13 protein-coding genes are annotated in these 20,832 nt (G+C 47.6%); 8 read left to right on the forward strand and 5 right to left on the reverse strand.

The genetic code is table 11. From position 1 onward, the window contains the following. Window positions 1-69 precede the first annotated feature (69 nt). Window positions 70-3,369 (reverse strand): S-layer homology domain-containing protein, encoded by a 3,300-nt coding sequence (locus tag FHS16_RS20015; protein WP_183566677.1) that lies wholly within the window; start codon window positions 3,367-3,369, stop codon window positions 70-72. 276 nt (window positions 3,370-3,645) lie between these two features. Then, window positions 3,646-5,625: an AraC family transcriptional regulator gene (locus FHS16_RS20020; RefSeq protein ID WP_183566680.1), complete on the reverse strand. Its 1,980-nt coding sequence runs from the start codon at window positions 5,623-5,625 to the stop codon at window positions 3,646-3,648. 444 nt (window positions 5,626-6,069) lie between these two features. On the opposite strand from FHS16_RS20020, the gene FHS16_RS20025 reads away from it, so the two are divergent. From FHS16_RS20025 to FHS16_RS20040, 4 genes are all read left to right on the forward strand, one after another. Continuing rightward, window positions 6,070-9,948 (forward strand): discoidin domain-containing protein, encoded by a 3,879-nt coding sequence (locus FHS16_RS20025; protein ID WP_183566683.1) that lies wholly within the window; start codon window positions 6,070-6,072, stop codon window positions 9,946-9,948. A gap of 246 nt (window positions 9,949-10,194) precedes the next feature. Then, window positions 10,195-11,739 (forward strand): right-handed parallel beta-helix repeat-containing protein, encoded by a 1,545-nt coding sequence (locus FHS16_RS20030; protein ID WP_183566686.1) that lies wholly within the window; start codon window positions 10,195-10,197, stop codon window positions 11,737-11,739. Between the two features lie 375 nt (window positions 11,740-12,114). After that, on the forward strand, window positions 12,115-13,254 hold the full coding sequence (locus tag FHS16_RS20035) for an anti-sigma factor (RefSeq protein ID WP_183566689.1): 1,140 nt from the start codon (window positions 12,115-12,117) through the stop codon (window positions 13,252-13,254). A gap of 47 nt (window positions 13,255-13,301) precedes the next feature. Further along, the gene (locus tag FHS16_RS20040; RefSeq protein WP_183566693.1) at window positions 13,302-13,859 is read left to right on the forward strand and encodes a DUF1697 domain-containing protein; all 558 of its coding nucleotides are present in this window, start codon (window positions 13,302-13,304) and stop codon (window positions 13,857-13,859) included. Between the two features lie 328 nt (window positions 13,860-14,187). Here the strand turns inward: FHS16_RS20040 and FHS16_RS20045 are convergent, their stop codons facing one another. Then, on the reverse strand, window positions 14,188-14,943 hold the full coding sequence (locus FHS16_RS20045) for a YheC/YheD family protein (RefSeq protein WP_183566697.1): 756 nt from the start codon (window positions 14,941-14,943) through the stop codon (window positions 14,188-14,190). A gap of 228 nt (window positions 14,944-15,171) precedes the next feature. Beyond that, complete coding sequence (locus FHS16_RS20050) at window positions 15,172-16,677, reverse strand: malate:quinone oxidoreductase (protein ID WP_183566700.1); 1,506 nt, start codon at window positions 16,675-16,677, stop codon at window positions 15,172-15,174. 528 nt (window positions 16,678-17,205) lie between these two features. On the opposite strand from FHS16_RS20050, the gene FHS16_RS20055 reads away from it, so the two are divergent. From FHS16_RS20055 to FHS16_RS20065, 3 genes are all read left to right on the forward strand, one after another. Then, window positions 17,206-17,652 carry a hypothetical protein gene (locus tag FHS16_RS20055; RefSeq protein WP_183566703.1) on the forward strand — a complete coding sequence of 149 codons (447 nt, stop codon included), beginning with the start codon at window positions 17,206-17,208 and terminating at the stop codon, window positions 17,650-17,652. Between the two features lies 1 nt (window position 17,653). Beyond that, the gene (locus FHS16_RS20060; RefSeq protein ID WP_183566706.1) at window positions 17,654-17,887 is read left to right on the forward strand and encodes a helix-turn-helix transcriptional regulator; all 234 of its coding nucleotides are present in this window, start codon (window positions 17,654-17,656) and stop codon (window positions 17,885-17,887) included. A gap of 70 nt (window positions 17,888-17,957) precedes the next feature. Then, the gene (locus tag FHS16_RS20065) at window positions 17,958-18,932 is read left to right on the forward strand and encodes an NAD(P)-dependent alcohol dehydrogenase (protein WP_183566711.1); all 975 of its coding nucleotides are present in this window, start codon (window positions 17,958-17,960) and stop codon (window positions 18,930-18,932) included. Between the two features lie 87 nt (window positions 18,933-19,019). Here the strand turns inward: FHS16_RS20065 and FHS16_RS20070 are convergent, their stop codons facing one another. After that, the gene (locus FHS16_RS20070; protein WP_246431859.1) at window positions 19,020-19,808 is read right to left on the reverse strand and encodes an MBL fold metallo-hydrolase; all 789 of its coding nucleotides are present in this window, start codon (window positions 19,806-19,808) and stop codon (window positions 19,020-19,022) included. A gap of 131 nt (window positions 19,809-19,939) precedes the next feature. Between FHS16_RS20070 and FHS16_RS20075 the strand changes: the two genes are divergently transcribed. Further along, window positions 19,940-20,824: a TetR/AcrR family transcriptional regulator gene (locus FHS16_RS20075; RefSeq protein ID WP_183566714.1), complete on the forward strand. Its 885-nt coding sequence runs from the start codon at window positions 19,940-19,942 to the stop codon at window positions 20,822-20,824. Window positions 20,825-20,832: the final 8 nt, after the last annotated feature.

The following is a 20,832-nucleotide window of genomic DNA, read 5'->3' on the forward strand; positions in this document are numbered from 1 at the left end:
GCTTCAGAATCCATTGACCAACAACAAGGTGCCTCCGCCGTCCAATCGGACGGCGGAGGCTGGTTAGATTTATGAGTTCATATATTGCAAATATTGAAGAAGCCTCTTCAGCATGACCGCGCTTTGCGCCCTTGTCGCGTTAGCCTGCGGTGCGAATGTTTTATCGCTCACGCCTTGGATAATCGATAATCCAACTAACTGGTCGATCGCATGAATAGCCCATTCCGAGATGTCTGCACCATCGGTAAATGACTGCTGCACACCTGTGTTTCCCGCTTGCTTCGTCTGCCCTGCATACGTGATTGCTCTCGCAATCATGACAGCCATTTGCTCTCTCGTTATACTGGCATTAGGCCGGAATGCGCCGCCCTCGAAACCATCGATTAAGCCTGCTTGCTGAGCCGCTCCTATCGCACCCGCGTACCAGCTCGACGTTTTCACGTCAGTAAACAGCTCTTCATTGATTAGCTCGGGCAGCCCTAGTGCTCGTACAAGCAGTGCGGAGAACTCAGCTCGGGTAATGGTATGATCCGGAGCGAAGCCTCCATCCGGCCGGCCATCGACGATCAGCTTATTCGCCAGCAATTCAATCTCGACTCGTGCCCAGTGTCCTTGTAAATCTTTAAAGATGCGGTTGGATTGGATCATCGCATACACTCCATTATGAAGCGAATGAATCGTCACCGTACCATCATTACCAAATTGCGAGGGCGCGAAGTGGAGCTTGTTGCTCGCATCCATCCACACCGCCGTTGCTTTGTTCGCATCGACTGCTGCCGAAAGCTTGATTATTTGCTTAGCAGCTGCTTGATTTCCTCCGTTTAAAGCCTTTCCGTCAACATCCAAAAGAAAGACAACCGCTCGATCAAGCATAAGCTCTGCTCCCATTTGTTTGGCAGCTAGACTAATTGCCTCCTTTGCCGTATCCGGCGCTTGCGCTATCGTTGCCGAGAACATGCTTTTACCGGTTATGTCTCCGATGGATCGAAGCGGAATTTCCAAGGTAATCTCGTTCACGATCACCTGCACGATTGCGTCAGGAGCTCCATTTCGCCCGTTCAAAAGCGCAGCCGCAGGCAAATTCACTTTTATTTCCGAGCCGAGCCCGTCTATTGCAATGACGATATCCCCGTTGCCAGCAGCAAACGCCTTCTCTAATTGCTCCGATGTCAAAAAGAGCTCTTTGACGGATTGCCCGTTAGCGGACGTTCCTGCTGCAGCCCGCACTTCCGTTCGGACACCGCCCAGCTTAATGGTAGCCGTGCTCGGAGAAATGCTGCCAGTGCTGCCTGAACCAGGCACTATCGCGACGATGCCTGTGACCGAAATCTCCTTGATTGTTTCATTGCCTGCACCATCACTGGCGTAGACTGTGTATGCACCGTTCGTACGGACGGTGAATTGTTTGGCTGCCAAAATGTCCGCGCCTATGTCCTCAGCGAAATCAACAACGCTATGGCTCCCAGGCAGCCACCTTAGCTTGGCCAGCGTATTTCCTGCTGCTGCACCATAGATATCCGCTACTACATCTACATCCATCGTGGCACCACCGCTTCCCACGGCGCTTAGAACCAGATTCGGCGGAATCGCTGCGACACGAATCAAGCTAGTATCCGGCACTGCATATTCAATAGAAGCGGCGGTACCGCTGCTCACCCGCACAATACCCGCTCCACTTGGCAGGTCAAGCTGCGGAGCAATGGAAATCCCATCCTCATCCTCTATCCCTTCCGTAACGGCATAGGCGAAGGATAGCTCTGTAACCGGCACGCCTTGCGCGCCTGTATATGAAGCGTACACGACCTCTGACGTGCTGCCCGTTCCTATAATAAGAGGTATTCTAGGCGTACCTGTCACAATGACCTGGTACCCATATTTCACTGTAAACGGCAGGATTGCCGCTTTGCCATACAGGCGATCTGCTGGAGCCTCTACTTCTAAGGCTATCCAAGCTGCATCGAATTGTTCGATGGCATCTTTAATATCAGTGATGGCAGCATCGATCTGCGCTTGGGTTTGATTTGCGGCATCATCGGATACAGCCTGCGCCAACTCGATTGCGGCTTGCAGCACGGAACGAGCCGCTGCGGATGCTTGTCCTACATTTGAGCCTTCAGGATGATCCGTCAGCGCTTGGTTCGCCTCATCCAGTGCCGCTTCTAAAGCTGCTGCATCTCCTGCTTGTATAACGGCATCCATGAAAACATCCAACGCTGCGATCAAATCGTCAGCGGCAGCATCCACCTGCGCCTGGGTTCGGTTCGCCGCATCATCAGATACAAGCAGTGCCTCCGCGATGGCGGCTTGCATCGCAGTTCGATCGGCTACTGACGCCTCTCCTACTTCCGTGCCTTCAGCATGGTCAATCAGCGCCTGATTCGCCTCATCCAGCACACTGTGAAGTTCCGTCATGTCCGGCGTGACGATCGCATCATTAAATGCTTGAATGGCTTCAACTAATTCCGCAGCCTCACTCTGCAAATCAGCAGCCACATTAGACTGGGTAATGGCATTCACAAAGCTTTCAGCATCTGACAATGCCTGCTTCAAATCATTGTAATCAGCGGTCGGCACCTGCCCAACTGCCGTACCAGGCATACGGTCATGCAAGAGTTGCCTTGCCGCTTTTATCGCTTCGAACAACATGGTGCCATCTACAAAGGTGAAGCCCTTGCTTGCCGCATACGATTGTACCCTTGAGCCTGCATAGCTGAACATTTTCAAATCGGCCGGAATAGCTTGATTGTTATTAAAGGAAAGAGGGTCAATGACGGTCATGCCGTTCAGCACCGTTACGCTTGAGAGCTGGTTGTAACGGAAAGAATAGCCGCCTATGCTTGTTACGCTTTCCGGAATGACTACACTCGTCAGTTGATTGCCTCTAAAAGCAAAATCGCTAATGCTCGTCAAATTTCGCGAAATGTCTACATGAGTCAGAGCATTACCGGAAAATGCCTCCTGCTCCATACTTGTTATGCTGTCTGGCATAACCAAGCTCGTAAGCAAGTTATTTTTAAAAGCCCTTTCTCCAATATAGGTTAAGCTGTCTGGGAGATCGACGCTAGTAAGGAAGTTATAGCCGAACGCGTTGTTGCCAATGCTCGTCAAGCTGCTTGGGAAAGAGACACTGTTAAGATCAGTAATATAAAATGCCGTTTCATCAATAGCTACGACTGGATATCCCCCCAATGTGTCCGGAATCGCGACATCCGTTGAAGCTCCTCTTGGGTAATCTGTGATGGTCGCAAGATTATCGGCAACCGAATAGGTGAAATCCCCCTCCGTGTCTGCATACACGAGCGGAACATGTGATAAGGCAGCCCAGCAAGCCACCATAGCCGTTAATAGGCATAAAGCTATTTTTCTCATGTTTGTCTCCTCTCTTACTTGAATAGGACGTTTTCTAGAAGCATGACTCGCATTTCACGACGAAGGTCCTCTTCTCCCCCGTCTTGCCCGCTAGACTCCCACCGTGTTTATATTAACAGCAGTGAATAAAAGAATAGTGAAAGAGCAGCTGCCGGAAAACATAAAAAACCGCGCAGCATCAAGGCTGCACGGTTTTCTTCAGGCATTAAAACTATTTTCGGAAATAGGGTTGCATTGAAAAAATCAGCTTTCCTCCGCATTAAACGGTCATTTGCCTTACTTCCCTAGAAAGCTGTCGACTATAAACTTCAATTGCGCGTCTAATGAAAGCGGATCGTTATAATACGAGCCTTTTTCATCAATAAAATAAACCTGATTGTTCTTCACAGCGGGCAGCGTCTTCCATAATTCGCTTCCGTAAACGACATTGGAATCGCCGTCATCCCATCCCCAATTGCTTGTAAAGATGTAGTCCCCTGCGTATTCAGGCAGCAGCTCAAGCGTTAAGCTCGCGCCGAACTCCGCTCCGTCAATCAGCTTTTCCTGAATAATGGCAGGAGCTTTAAGCCCTAGGTCTCCATGAATGATTTCGCCGCCGCGACCGCCTTTATTTCCCCAAGCATAAATGCCTTTGGCAAACGGCTGCAGAATAGACACCGTCTTGTTTCCCACAACTTCCGCGATCTTCGGCTTAACCTCGGCAATCTTGGCATTCCACTGTTCGATCCATTGCTGCGCTTGCTCTTTCTTGCCCGTGATCTTACCGAATTCCACCAACAGCTCCTGCGGCGTTCCCGCTCCATACTTGAGTCTGACCACCGGCGCGATTTGCGCCAAATTCTCATATTGGGCATCTTCGATATAATCAAAGGTAATGATTAGATCCGGATCCAAGTCTAATATAGCCTCGATATTTGGTTCTGCGCCAATATCAATGACATCAGTCAGCTTGTCTTTGTGATAGGGGCTTTGCAGCGCATCCTGCGTTGCCGCAATAGGCGTAACGCCCAGTGCAAGCAAATTGCCGATCGCGCTTCCCGTCAGATCAACAATACGTTTCGGTTCCGCTGGTATGGTAACCTCTCCTTTGCTGTCCGCATAGATCTTGGTCGCCGCAGCGCTGCTTGGATTCGCAGTCTCGGCCGAACCTTCCTGGCTGGCGTTTGAAGCAGCATTCCCGTTCGTCCCTGCATTCGTATTAACGGCATTCGTGGCATTGGAGCAAGCACTAATCAGCAAGGTAAGGCATAACAGCAAGGTTGCTGTTGCTATTGAAGCCGACTTGTTTACTTTCTTCACATGTATTCCCCCTCGTAGCTCTAAATGATAATGATTCTCGTAGTCCTTGACACTATAGCACCGAGAATCCAAAGTAACAAGGGCAGATTTCATATGAAGCATGGGCAATTCTGATACCGAATCCACATCCTGATAGCTCGCTCTGAATTGTACGGGAGGCAGGCCGTAGCTTTTCTTAAAACTACGGCTGAATGTATGCGCATCAGGGTAGCCAACCAGCTCGGCAATGGCCTGAAGCGAATGGCTGGAGCGTATCAAATAACCTGCGGCTTTCTCCATTCGAATACGATTGAGCAACCGAATTGGACTCTCATTTATTCGATTCTTGAACAGCTTCGTCAAATAGCTGACGCTGCAGCCAAACTGCCCGGCTATCGTCTCTAATGTGACCGGCTTCATATAGTGATCCTGTATGTAACGCAGTACTTGAGCCATCAAATCGGGCTGGACCTGATTGATCCCTTGGCTTTGCATTTGTCCGAACAGCTCATGAACAAATTGATAGAATAACGTCCTCGCGTGAAAAGCATCGAGCGGACTGTTCATCATCCAATCTTCGTGCATGCGCTCTATTTTCTCCAGCAAAGGCAATGGATAAAGAGGAACGAAACGATAGGGATATTGAATTAAGCTGTCTCTCTCGATCTGACGGCTTCGTTTGCTAGAGGCTGGCAGCATCAAAACGGCTTTATATAGAATCAAATAATATTCAAAGGTTTCCTCCGCTAACAACGATAGGATTGCACCGCGGCCGCCATGCAGGATATGGTCTCGTCCCGCTGTTTGCAGCGCGTCATCCATTCTTACCTGGGCATGTCCGCTTCGTGCATAAAGAAACGCACTGGCCGGCAGACGGTAGCTTTGCAGCTCCTCCCCCGATTCCAGCACCTCATAGCGAATATCCAATACTTTAATGGAAGCCTGGTTCCAAAATGCAATATGATCATTCAGCTTCATCGCCGTTTACTGGCCCCCATCCATTGCTTCCTTTACTCCCATTATATTGATATTCATTCTCAGCGTAAAGAGTGAAGATCGATAGAAGCCGCATCAAACAAGGAATCCAAGACATTCCAAGCACCTTAACTAGCTTCACCTATCGAACCTCATTTCATCATTAGCCCGTCCAGCCCAGACCATAAGATTACACATGATATACGTAGGAATACATCTTCAGCAAGCCGTGCAACTCATTTATGCTAAGGATATAAGATCATACAAAAATTGCATGAAATTCCATGTTATTTAACGATTTAGAAAACCAATATTTAATAAATATCGGTTTTCTTTGCGTTCTTAATCGTGATTATAAGGGAGGTGGTTGCATAAGGGGGACGAAGCTGCATAGAAATGTAAGCGCATTAATTATGGGTTGGACATCATTTTAATAGGAGGCACTTTATGTATCCAATGAGCAAAATGCTAAGTAAAAACCCAATCGCTATCTTGTTTCTCGCCTTTGTCATACTTCTGTCGCAATTCACGCTGTACCCTCCCGCCGCTTCTGCCGCCGGGGGGCCTAATCTTGCTCTGAGCAAGACGGTAACAGCCAGCGGACATGCCGATGTGTATGTCGCAGGCCATGTCAATGACAACAACCAGGGCACGTACTGGGAAAGTACGAACAATGCGTATCCGCAATGGATTCAAGTCGATCTTGGCGCAAGCACCAGCATCGATCAGATTATACTGAAGCTTCCGGCTGGCTGGGAGACGCGCACACAAACGCTTGCTGTTCAAGGCAGTACAAATGGTTCAACGTTCACCAATATTGTTGGCTCGACGAGCTATGCCTTCAATCCGTCTATCAACAACAACGCTGTGACAATCAGCTTTGCCGCAACGAGCACCCGCTACGTTCGATTGAACATAACGGCTAATACAGGCTGGCAAGGTGGACAAATTTCCGAATTCGAAATCTATGGCACCACAACAACACCTACGCCTACTCCTACCACTTCTCCTACGCCAGCACCCTCCGGCACCTATCAAGCTGAGAATGCTGCACTTGTATCCGGCGCGAAAGTGAACACCGATCACACCGGCTTCTCGGGCACCGGCTTTGTAGACGGCTACTGGACCCAAGGCGCAACGACTACCTTCACCGTCAACGCAGCTGCCTCAGGCAACTACGATGTGACATTGAAATACGGCAACGCTCAAGGCAGCTCTCGTACGCTGAGCATTTATGTCAATGGCTCAAAAATTCGCCAGACTGCGCTTGGCAACCTAGCGAACTGGGATACTTGGGGGACAAAAAGCGAGACTTTATCGCTTAACGCCGGCAACAATACCATTGCATACAAGTACGACTCCAGCGATTCGGGCAACGTCAACTTAGACCAAATCGCAGTAGCGCCTTCAACTGCGGTGCCTACGCCTACTCCTACGGTCGCTCCGACTGCTAGCCCTACTTCAACACCAACAGCTACGCCAACACCTACAGCAACTCCGACTGTTACACCTACACCGACAATAACACCGACGCCTCCTACTGGCGGCAACCTAGCTTTGGGTAAATCGATCACTTCCTCCTCTACCGTTCACACATTTGTAGCTGCAAATGGAAACGACGGCAATACGGCTACATACTGGGAAGGCGGAAGCAATCCGAGTCAGCTGACCGTTGATCTTGGCTCCAATCATACGATTACTTCAATCGTCGTGAAGCTGAATCCATCCAGTGAATGGGGTGCTCGCACCCAAACCATTCAAGTGCTGGCCAACAATCAGGATAACGCTGCATTCACCAACCTGGTTTCCTCAGCAGCCTATACGTTCAACCCTGCCAGCGGCAACACCGTAACCATTCCTGTTTCGGCTACCGCCAAGCAAGTTAGGCTGAACATTACGGCCAACACCGGCTCGTCTGCAGGTCAAGTGGCTGAGTTTGAGATATATGGCACGCCTGCACCGAATCCAGACTTGACGATTACAGGTATGTCATGGACGCCATCGGCTCCTGTTGAGACGAGTGCGATTACGTTGAACGCAACGGTCAAAAATAACGGAAGCCTAGGCTCGCCTGCGTCAACCGTTAACTTTTATTTGGGCAATGTGCTTGCCGGATCTGCTCCTGTCAGTGCGCTGGCAGCTGGCGCTTCGGCTACCGTATCGTTGAATGCGGGGACGAAAAACGCCGGCACGTATGCAGTTAGCGCAAAGGTTGACGAGGGCAACGCCGTTGTCGAGCAGAACGAGGCCAATAATTCTTACAGCAGCACGGCTTCGCTGATCGTTGCTCCAGTTTCCAGCTCGGACCTCGTTGCAACTGCTGCATGGAACCCAAGCAATCCTAGCGCAGGCAATGCCGTTGCTTTTACGGTCAATGTTAAAAACCAAGGAAACATCGCCTCTGCCGGCGGCGCTCATGCGATTACAGCCGTTCTTAAAAATGCAGCCGGCACGACTGTTCAAACCTTAACCGGCTCCTACAGCGGGACGCTGGCTGCCGGCCAATCAGCCAACGTGAATGTGGGAAGCTGGACAGCGGCGAATGGCAGCTACACGCTAACGACAACGGTTGCAGTCGATGCAAACGAAATCAACATCAAGCAAGCCAACAATACGGGCACTGCGAACCTGTATGTGGGCCGCGGAGCGAATATGCCTTTTGCTATCGTTGAAGCCGAGTCATCCTCCAACACGACAAACGGCACGAAGCTGGCTCCAAACTTCACGCCAGGCGACTTTGCAGGTGAAGCCTCAGGCCGTTCCGCCGTACACCTTGATGCCGCAGGCGAATATGTAGAGTTTACGCTCGGTTCTGCGGCTAACGCGTTTGTTCTCCGCAATGCGGTAGCCGAGAATACGACGGGTACTATCAGCATTTATGCTGACGGCGTGAGTAAAGGCAAATTCACCGTTACATCCAAGTTCTCCTACTTGTATGCGACACCTAGCACGCTTGGCCGACTAGGCTATGACAATGCGCCTGGAGCAGGCTTAACCGCCTATTGGCTCTATGAAGACGCTCAGCTTATGCTTGACCAAGTATATCCAGCAGGCACAAAAATCAAAATTCAAAAGGATGCCGGGGATGTGCCATGGATCTATGTCGACATGATCGAGACAGAGAACGTAGCGCCTCCAGCTTCGAATCCTGATCCGAGTAAGTACGTCGAGGTTTCCAGCTCCAAGTCCATTGAGCAAGCGCTCAATGAATTCAGACAGGATGCTACGAAAAAAGGAGTCTTTATTCCTGCCGGCCAATGGACGATTAACAGTAAAATCTTCCTCTACGGACGCGCGACTGAAATCGTAGGCGCCGGTCCATGGCATACCAAATTAGTTGCGCCGCAGGATCAATCCAACACGGATGTCGGCTTCAATATCGGCGCTACCGCTAATGGCTCAACCATTAAAGACTTGTCGGCATGGGGCAATTATATTTACCGGACTGACGGCCCTGGCAAGTTCATCGATGGCAATGGCATGCAGAATGTGACCGTTCAGAACATTTGGGTCGAGCATTTCATCTGCTTGTACTGGGGCGTCAACTCCTCCTACAATACGTTCAAGGACAATCGGATCAAAAACACATTTGCAGATGGCATCAACATGACAAACGGCTCGTCCTATAACGTCATCGACAACAACTATTCCAGAGGTGCCGGAGACGATGCCTTCGCCTTATTCAGCGCGGTAGATGCCGGCGGCTCCTACAACGTTGGCAACAGATACATCAATCTCACCGCTACGTGCGTAAGGCGCGCAGCCGCTTTTGCCGTATACGGCGGTTCGGATAACCTCTACCAGAACCTTTACGGAGCAGATACGCTGACTTATCCGGGCATCACGATCAGCAGCTTAAGCTTCGGCTATAACACATTAGGCTTTGGCGATGTGGATACCGTAATCGACGGAGTAACTTTGGATCGTACGGGCGGAGACTTCTGGACCAGTGTCGGCGCGGATGACAAGATCAATGATTATCAAAACTTTGGCGCCATTTGGTTCTTCGGCGGAGACAGAACGTTCAAAAATATTTTGGTAAAAAATGTAGATATCAATAACCCGGTTTACTTTGGCCTTATGTTCCAGACCAAGTCGCCGGAAAACCTCGCTATGCAGAACGTTCGCGTAGAGAACGTCAATATCAACAACCCGACCCGCTACGGGATCAAGCTTGTAGCCAGAGGAGAGCAAGGCCAAGGACCTGTTATCGGGCAAGCAAGCTTCACCAATGTGAAAGTGAATAACGCAGGTGTTGCGGCTATCTATGGCGAAGACAAAAGTCCGAATTTCACTGTCGTAAGAGTGTCCGGAAACAACTGGTAATTAAATCAAAATAACGAAGAACAGCTTACTCGGGAAACCTTGTAAGCTGTTTTTTTGTCGTCTGTATTCTTTTGGACAATCGTTGCTGCTAAGAGACCTTAAATGATCATGCTCGCAATGAAATCGTTATTCAAAATTTGTTGCATTAACTTTGTAAGGTTCGCAGCTGATTACTACCGTGCTCGGAAATTTGTTAGTATATAGGGAGAGCTAACTCTATCTATCCATTCATTAAGGAGAACAATGATGCTAATCACGATACTCATCCGGCTTTTTTTGCTTAGCTTAACGTTATCTGAACTGTTCATAAGGGAGAATCAAGCGCCACTCATTCCCGCCGAGCAGGCTTCCTATTTCATTGCGCCCAATGGCAGTGATTCTAATGCGGGGACGATTGACTCACCATGGAAAACGGTACAGCATGCTGCGGATCTTGCGGAACCCGGCAGCACGGTATATCTGCGCAGCGGTGTCTATAAGCAGAAGCTCGTCATTACCCGATCCGGCTCTGCTGCCAAAGGGGCGATCACGTATTCCAATTACGAATCCGAGAAGGCGGTACTCGACGGAACAGGCCTCACAGTAGAGGGCTTGGAAGGAATCATCACCGTCAACGATGCTAGCTATATTCAAGTGAAAGGCTTGGAAATTCGGAATTACAAGTCGCGTTCGAGCGATGCTGCTCCCGTTGGCATTCTCGTTCAAGGCGCAGGGGGCTATATACAGCTCATAAGCAATAACATTCACAGCATTCAGAATACGGCTGCTCCTACAGGCAAGGGATTGATTGGCCGTGATGCCCATGGCATTGCCCTCTACGGAACAAAGGCTCCTAAGTCTCTTCATCACATGACTATTGCAGACAATGAGCTGCATAATCTGGTGCTCGGGTCCAGTGAGTCGCTTGTGCTGAACGGCAACGTCGAGCAATTCATCCTATTGAATAACCGTATTTATGATAATGACAATATCGGAATCGATATCATCGGCTTTGAAGGCGTCGCACCGAGCCCCGCATTCGATCAAGCGCGAGATGGACTGATACAAGGGAATACGGTGTATAACATTTCATCGAACCACAATCCGTCCTATGGAACAAAGCTGCCAAATGACAGCAATGCGGCAGGCGGCATATATATCGATGGCGGGAAAAATATTGTCGTAGAGCGTAATCTCAGCTATCGCAACGATATTGGAATTGAGCTCGCCTCCGAGCATAAAGGCAAAGCGACGAGCGGTATTACCGTTCGCAGCAATATCATTCATAGCAACCGGCTGACAGGAGTCGCAATCGGCGGCTATGATAAGCAGCGCGGCTCTACGACTGACAGCCGTATTGTCAACAACACCATTTACGACAATGATACCTCCGGCACTGGCAGCGGGCAGCTGTTCATCCAATACGATACAAGCAACAACCTCATACAAAACAACATCATAGCAGCAGCCTCCGGGAACATGATGATTTACAATGAATACAGGAAGAATACTGGCAATGTCGTTGATTATAATTTGTATTTCACGCCCGACGCGGGAACAAAGGCTGCGTGGGTATGGAAAAATAAAACCTATAGCGGGTTGGCTGATTATCAATCTGGTACCGGTCAGGATGCTCACTCGCTGTTTGCTGATCCGAAATTTTCAAATCCGGAAAGCTTTGATCTCCATCTCCAGCCTGGCTCTCCAGCCATAGATAGAGGCTATAATGATCGCGAGTTGAAGCATACGTATGACTTTGACGAAAAACCGCGAGTAAACGGCACAACGATTGATATAGGAGCTTTCGAGTGAAGATACGTAGAAAGAACGTGCAAGTTCAGTTCTAAAGCTCGATTGCGAACTGCAAAGGTAGATTTTTCAGCGTTTATTGAACGAATGGACAACTTTAAGGCCATGTACAGGAGCAGCGTGCCACGGCAGCTGCTCCTTATTTTTTATAGAAGCTAAGTTCGCAAAACCCGCTCACTAGCGATCTTCCTCATTTCCTACCGGGTTAACATCTTTTGTTGCAAGGCTAGTATACATATTGTCCATTAGGACGTTATATAACACTTGATTTCAGCTATCGCGAATTCTCCAACTTAGTAGGTATGCGCGAGGAGATGGTGAAGACATATTTATACCGGGCACGCAAGCAATTTCAGAAAAGATATGGAGGACTATACGATGAATGATAAAATTTCAAGCTTTGACGAGGAAGCTACCCTATCGGGCCTTATTAAGAAGGCCCGACGTAGAACGATTTGGAGAAACACCGGTATCTCTTTAGCGGTTACTTTGCTTATTCTTGGGGGAGGATGGTTCACCAATTTGCAATTACAGTACAGAAGCTCCGATAATACGTTGCGCGACATCGAAATGTTTAAGAAAATAAGCGGTCCCAATCTCTATAGATCAGGATCAAAGATTAAGTACGGTTTTCTACGTGGAACGCTTGAATACCAAACTTACAAGCTTGTAGCGGGGATTCCGGTCATCTGGGATCAGGAAACCTACGAGTTCAGCTCCTGGGGGAGTTTTTCACGCCCTCATTACTCAGACCTGTCCCTATTGGACCCGGTCATGCAGGAGGAAGGATTTCATTATTATCGGCCCTTCAATCCCTACAACGGCGAGCGTGAGATGATGTTCTACCTTCCCGCTGTAAAATACGAAAACTATCTCAATGAGATTCCACAACTTAATGACATGGATGAACGGAAGTTAGTAGAATTGGCCCTCTCCTTCGATAGGAATTATACTTTAGAGCAAATCAAGGCGATGCTTCCATCAGATGTTCATCCCGTGTGGTATTGGGTTGATACCTATTCGGATATGAAACCATACATTGCCCACAAAATGCCGGACGAGTCCATTGTGAACCCTTTCCCCGATCCGGCGAGCAGAGTATACGGCTTCGGAGTACAGCACGATTATAATGATATCTCGGAAAAAGACTTTCTTGAAGCTGTGGAATCTGGTCTGCGCACAAACGGAAAATATAAGCAGGAATACAAGCGTATATACGATTATATGCGTAATAACAAAGAGCAACCGGACACAAGCGACGTCCGTCTATTGGGCGTCGTTGTAACCGGAACAGCTGACAAGCTGAAGAGCTTGCAGGGACAGCCATATGTGAGAGCAGCAGTACTAGCGCGACTATTGACAGGTACTGAGCAGCAGACACAAACAATAAGCTTAAAATTCAAATTAGAATCTCAAGACTGTTGTTGTCCCATAGGAATCAAAAAAGTATCAACGTTCATTCCTTCCTTCGGCAATCTTCAAGGATTGGTTGTTTACTCCCCCCTCTCCCCCGTATAATTATTCCATATATTTCAGCGATTCAATATCGTTATGGGGGAATGAAGATGGTTTATGTAGCATTATTGAGAGGCATCAACGTTGGCGGCAACAATAAAATAGACATGAAGCTCCTCAAGGGAACATTTGAAGAAGTCGGCTTGCAAAAGGTCGTCACCTACATCAATACGGGTAATATTATTTTCACAGATAATACTCGAACCGCTGAGCAGCTCTCCGCCTTGCTTGAGGAGGCTATCCTTCGCGACTTCAGCCTGTCCATCAAAGTGATGATTCGATCATTAGAGGACATTAAAACGATCATGGATGCATTGCCTATCGAATGGGCGAATAACCCAAGCATGAAAAGCGACGTGCTTTATTTATGGGATGATGTCAATGAAGAGTCTGTTCTCGAGAAGTTAATTATCAAGCCCGAAGTCGACCGCGTTATTTATGTAAATGGCGCTATTCTTTGGTCGTATGATAGAGAAAACGCGGGTAAAAGCGGTATGAACAAAATTATCGGAACAAAGCTCTACCAGCGGGTGACTGTGCGAAACGTCAATACGGCGCGCAAAATTCACGAGCTTATGAAAGCAGCGGAACAATCGGTATTAAATTAAATACTCGTCCAACTAACAAAATTGATTTAAAAAGCACTCTCAGCCTTTGTATAGTCATATGGCTGCTCGCAAAAAAGAGCCAAGGAGACATACATCCCTTGGCTCTTTTTCTATATACGAATATTTCTACAAGTAAGAATTCAGATGCTTCCAATGTTCAACTTTATTTTCTCGCGTTGGCGCCCGCCTTGTCCTTCAGATGGACGAATCCTTCTCCTGCAGCATGGTCATTAAAGACAATTGCCCAATATGCGAGCGGAGTCTTTTTGGGTTACACTTATAAAATTTTAGTTATCATGACATTCTAGGCTGAAGCTAAGTAATCCATTTATTTTTTTCTTCCATACTGCTTGGCATAAGCCATAATGTTACGATACAGTGTTTTATCATTCAGATGCTTCAAAGGATAGAACTGAGGTCTCGTGTTCACCTCTAGAATCCAAACGTTTCCTTTACTGTCTAGGGCAATGTCGAGTCCCAGCTCCCGGAACCCTCTGCTATGCTTGTCAAATAATTTCCCGACCGATTTGCCAAGCTTCTTAAGTTCCTTTTCCTTGCGTTCGATGCTTGACTGGCTGAATCCTGCCCTAGACAGCGTTGTCCGGAAATAACCCAGCTCGCCGCCTTGATGGTAGTTTGTCGCAACTTTGCCCGGCATGCCTACTTTCGTGAAAAGCGCCGTGCTCTTCCATACGCCGTCATTCGATTTCTGAACCATGACGCGGATATCAAATGGTCTGCCCTTAACAGTAGCCAGCTTGATGCCTTTCTGCAGGAGATAAGAACGGTTTTTCGCTCGTTTCTGCAATTGATGATAGAGGGAATCCTTCGTGGCGCAATGGTTTTTTTGTGAATTATGCTGCACCTGATAGCCATGGTCCCGTTTTTTAATGCGTACAATATTGAATCCGCCTGTTCCGCCGGTAGGCTTGAAAAATACCGTTGAATGCTGAGAAAGAAGAGTGCTTAGATTGCTTCGGTTAAAGAGCAAGGTTCGAGGAACATATTTTCTTATACTTGCGTTCTTAAGCAGCCACTTCGTTTTTACCCATTTGCTCTTAATTGTTGTGCTGTGATAACTCATCATATCCCCCCTTTTCTTCAGCATATGGGGGGGTGAGAAGGTTTGATCGTGCTCCTGTCTAGTGCCTTCAAATAGAAATAGACCTGTGTGCCGTTGCACGCAAAAAAATAGCGTCCGTATTTATGGACGCTACTCGTTATTGTGCCGCTGAGCGCAGTGGCCTTCCTATCCACTCCATGGCGAATAGGAACCAATACGGCTGGGCACGCTAGCTATAAAAACGTAGAACTAAGCCTGTGTAACGGGTTGCGGTACGCTGCTCAGACCAAGTGATTGGGCTGTTGAGGAATGAACCTCATGTAACAGCTCAGGATTATTCATGAGTGATAGGCCGTAAGAAGGAATCATTTCTTTTAATTTCGGTTCCCACGCTTTAACATGCTGCGGGAAGCATTTGTTAATGACCTCAAGCATTACGTGAACGGCAGTAGAAGCGCCTGGCGAAGCGCCAAGCAAAGCAGCTACGGAGCCATCAGCAGCGCTGACCACCTCGGTTCCAAATTGAAGGGTGCCTTTGCCCGCAGGCGTATCTTTAATCACCTGTACACGCTGCCCGGCTACCAATAGGTCCCAATCCTCGCTTTTGGCATTCGGCACGAACGCTCTGAGCTCTTCCATACGCTTTTCTTTCGATAACATGACTTGTTGGATCAGGTAGGTTGTCAATGGGACGTTTTTGGCACCAGACGCAAGCAGCGTTAAAAGATTATCAGGCTTTACAGAAGTAATCAAATCGAACATAGAACCCGTTTTTAAAAACTTGGGCGAGAAACCGGCGAATGGTCCGAATAGCAAAGATTTTTTGTTGTCGATAAATCTAGTGTCCAGATGTGGAACAGACATCGGCGGAGCGCCTACCGCAGCTTTACCGTACACCTTCGCATGATGCTGGGCAACGACATCCGGATTGTTACATACCATAAAGAGCCCGCTTATTGGAAATCCTCCAATATGCTTTCCTTCAGGAATATCGAATTTCTGCAGTAAATGCAAACTTCCTCCACCGCCGCCGATAAAAACAAACTTGGCATTATGGCGTTCTACGGTTCCTGTATCGACATTCTTCACTTTCAATTCCCATGTGCCGTCGCTTGCACGCTTAATGTCATTAACGCTTTTTTTGTATTGGATATCGACGTTTTTAGTCTTTAGGTGATCGAACAGCATGCGCGTCAAAGCACCAAAATTGACATCTGTCCCCGTGTCGATTTTGGTTGCCGCTATCGGTTCTTTCGAAGTACGCTCATTCATAATTAGCGGAATCCATTCCTTCAGCTTCTTCGGGTCATCGGAAAATTCCATCCCTTGAAACAATGGATTGCTTGTCATCGCATCAAAGCGTCTTTTTAAAAACGCTACGTTCTGTGCCCCTTGCACTAAGCTCATATGCGGCAATGGCATAATAAAGTCCTGAGGATTGCGGATCAGGTTGCTGTTTACTAGATAAGACCAGAACTGCATAGAAACCTGGAACTGTTCATTCACATTGATCGCTTTGCTAATATCTACAGATCCGTCCGGCTTTTCTGACGTGTAGTTCAGCTCGCATAGTGCCGCATGTCCCGTTCCCGCATTGTTCCATTCGTTAGAGCTCTCTTCTCCTGCGCTTGCAAGCTTCTCAAACACTGTAATTTTCCAGTCAGGTACTAACTCTTTCAGCATGGACCCCAAAGTCGCACTCATGATTCCGGCACCAATTAAGATAACGTCTGTTTTGGTTTGTCTGTCGCTCATTTTTACCTTCCTAACACTCTAATATTTGAAGAAAAGATATAGGCGCTCCTGCTCAGGCTGCACTACAAGCCTCATTCCGTCCTAGTCACAAACCTTTTCTGTATCAATCGTATCCTGATCATCGTGCAACACCATGATTAATAAACATAACTACCTACTATTATATGATAGTTATATGCTATTTAAAAGCTGGTAAATTTCAGTGAGGATATGCAGCTCGATGCAAGCAATTAGAAATCGCCCAAAAAGCTTTAAGAAAATGAAAAACCATTGGCTTTAGCCTGTTTGTATCCGTGGGTTGCGAATTGGGGTATCCGTTCCTGATTTGTCATATCCTCGCTAGTTAAGCTGATTAAATAAGCCTTCATAAGGTGTATACGATGGTCTATTCTTTACCCGACCACCAATTAAAGCTGGGAGGATTGCGCCTAAAAATGTAAATTAATATTGACACAATGTATACTATATATTACATTAAGTTTGAAATACTTTACTTTAGGTAAAGATTATCATACAGGAGGAATGAAGATGTCTTATCAAGAAAAAAAGAATATCGTATCCTTAATGAGCACCGTACTGATTTCAACCATCTATTTTGTGTATGTGCTGCAAAGGTACCAAGAGGTGGCCTTAAACCAAACAGAAACCTTTCGATTCTGGGGGAGCGCTATCTTAATCTTAATTCCCGTGTCGATCGTAGCCAAAATCATCATTCATATTATGTTCAGCATCATCAACACCATTGCAACGAAGGAAAAGGATCCAGCATTTTCTGATGAGCTAGACAAATTAATTGAATTGAAAGCCACAAAAACTTCACATTATGTTTTTCTTCTAGGTTTTGTTCTCGCGATGGCGTCTTTGGTAATGAATATGCAGCCCTCCGCCATGTTCATTATTCTTTTCTTCTCCGGCTTTGTGGCAGAGCTAGCTGGAATCGTCACACAGCTTTATCTATATCGGAAAGGAGTCTAAGATGGGCAAATCTCTTATTAGCAACAACATTCGCAGCTTACGATTCAATCATAATGAAATGACTCAACAGCAATTGGCTGAAAAAGTGGGAGTGACACGACAAACCATCGTAGCGATGGAGAAAGATAATTACTCCCCTTCTCTGGAGCTAGCCTTTCGTATCGCGATCGTCTTCAACATGCCTTTGGAATCGGTATTCTCTTATCAGGATGATCCAAGAAAGCAAGTGCTGTAAATACGATGCTGTGCCGTTCGTTTCCTGGCGGGCATAGGGTCATCATTCTTTCATAAGGAGGATTCTAATAATGAGGGTAGTTTCAGCGGCCAAATACGGATCACCAGAGGTTCTTCAGCTTAAAGAGCTCGAAAAACCGATTCCCAAACACAATGAAATATTGGTCAAAGTACATGCGACGACCGTAAATGTTGGAGATTGCAGAATGCGCAGTTTTACCGTTCCTCCCCTATTCTGGCTCCCTGGCCGAATCGCTTTAGGTTTCAGAAAACCCCGAAATCCGATATTCGGCATGGAGCTCGCTGGTGAAGTGGAAGCAGTCGGCAAGCATGTGAAAAGGTACAAGGCGGGGGATCAAGTCCTCGCATCGACCTTTGGGGTTCATTTTGGCGCACACGCCGAGTATAAATGTATTCCTGAAGACGGAGTAATCGTAAGTAAGCCGGACAATATGACCTATGAGGAGGCTGCCACGCTATCTATTGGAGCAACAACCGCATTGTTCTTTCTCAAAAGAGGAAACATTAGGCCCGGACAAAAAGTGCTCATTATTGGCGCCTCTGGATCGGTTGGCACGTTTGCCGTTCAGCTTGCCAAATACTTTGGGGCGGAAGTAAGCGGGGTATGCAGCACTGCCAATATAGATATGGTGAAATCTCTAGGGGCTGATACGGCAATCGATTATACCCAAGTCGATTTCACCCTTAATGGACAGACGTACGATATTATTTTTGACACGATAGGCAAGACGACATTCCCACAATGCAGACACTCGCTCAACAAACACGGATTTTATCTTCATACGGGCATGGCTGGCTCAGAAATGAAAGTACTATGGCATTCAATGACAACAGACAAGAAAGTGATTGGCGGAACGGCAGTCCCACGAACAGAAGAGCTCCTTTTTATCAAAGAGCTCGTTGAGTCCGGCCAGCTTAAATCTGTAATTGATCGCTGCTTTCCGCTGGAGCAGATGATTGAGGCGCATAAATATGTCGATCTAGGCCACAAAAAAGGCAATGTCGTCATACGTATGCTGGGCTAGGAGCATGTGAAATACATCGCCTCAGGCAAAAGCCCATTTGGCGATGTATTTCAATCTTCCAGACGAACCTTCACCACTCGCTGCTGCTTATTCCAAGGTCGCAAGCTGTGCGATTAAATCTGCGATACGCTTGTTCATATCCCCACTCAACAGCCCGCCGTGATAACAAACGACCGTTTCAATATCGAACGCTTTGAATTTCTCCACCGAGCGGATAGCTTGCTCCATGTTAACCGTAGAGTACGGAGAGGAACCCAGCAGTTCGCCATTATGGACAACTAAAGCATCTCCGGCTATCAGTGTCTTGCTTGCTTGATGGTAAAGGCTGAAGTGGCCCGGCGTATGGCCTGGCGTATGAATGACGGTTAGTCCGCCTCCTATAGGAAGCGTCTCTCCGTCTTCTACAAGCCGGGTTACATTCGGCTTGGACGGATGAAGGAAGATACTCTCGAACTGCGCCCGAAGCTCTGCAGGCAAAGAGTCGAGCTCTGCGTTCAACCTCTCTTGGGGGAATTTCAGAAGCGGCGCTTTCCCATCGATCGTATCCCTATCTTCTTCGCGAGCGTATACTTCGAACGCTGCCGCGCCCCTATCCGCGATGAACTCCGGCAAGCTGCCGATGTGGTCGATGTCCTGATGCGTCAAAATAATGGCTTGCAATGAATTGGAGGAAATTCCGATTTGTTTGGCATGAGCAAGAATATTGCTTGCTGAGCCAGGCATCCCCGTATCAACTAACGTCCAAGATTCATGATCGTACACAATGATTGGATGAATCGTCATCGTGCGGTCGCCAAGCTTCATCTCTAAGTCCAACATCTCTAAACCTTCCGCAATGCGCATCCTTGTTGCCGAGCTCGCACATGGGGCCAGCATCGGCACACCTCCTTTATTTGCAAATAATAAAACTTATAAGTTCAATATAGAACTTATGAGTTTTATTGTCAACGATAGAACGTTGACCTCGCTTGCGACACATGTCAATATAAGGTGGGGTGGTAGTCTACATGAAGGATTTAAAGAAGGCCGCAATACTCGAAACGGCCATGGATTTATTTCGCAAAAAGGGCTATGGTGCAGCGTCCATGCAAGACATCGCTGAAGCGTGCGGGATGGCCAAAGCCAGCATATATAAATTTTTCGCATCCAAAGAGGACTTGTTCACAGCGACGTTCGTCACTTGCCATCAGCTGCTGCTTGATCAGGCGAATGGGCTTGAACGCACCGGAATGGCTTCTGGCCTGTCAGCCAAGGAGAAGTTGAGCCGCAAAATCGATTTTTATTTATATTATGTTATTGAGAATTATATGTTTATGATCGAGTTCGGTGTGTCTCCTATTAAGGAAAACGAGACGTTCGTGGAAGCGCAGAAAAAAATAAACATAGCTTTGCTTAACTGGCAGAAGGAAATGCTGATCGAAGCATTCAGCGAGCAGCTCGAACCGCATGTATGGGACGCAGTCATGATCTTCCGTGGCATTCTTCACGAATATACGAATGGCGTTTTGCAGAAGGTCATCTCGCTGCCGATCCCTGAGCTCGCGAACTACATCGTCGATCGCATGGAAGCCATCGTTCAAGATTTGATGCGGACGGCACCTAAGCCGATTATTGGTGAATGGATTGCCCACTTTGATCCGCCCAACCACAAAGATAAGGAAGCACGGAAGGTAACGGTTGGCGAATTTCTTGCAGCGATGGAGGAGAGGATACAGTCACTCCCCTTGCCTTCTGCCTCTCGCTTGGAATTAATAGAGGTTGTTGCCCTGCTGCGCAAGGAAGTGCAGGCAGAGCAGCCTAACCTTACTCTGCTCCGAGTGTTGAAGTCTCATCTGGAGGCTGTCCCGGAGCTGCGCTCCTATTTGCGCCAACTCAAGCTGATGATGACCTAGCTTACAGG

Origin of the sequence: Paenibacillus endophyticus, assembly GCF_014192395.1 — a bacterium.
Lineage (GTDB): Bacteria > Bacillota > Bacilli > Paenibacillales > Paenibacillaceae > Pristimantibacillus > Pristimantibacillus endophyticus.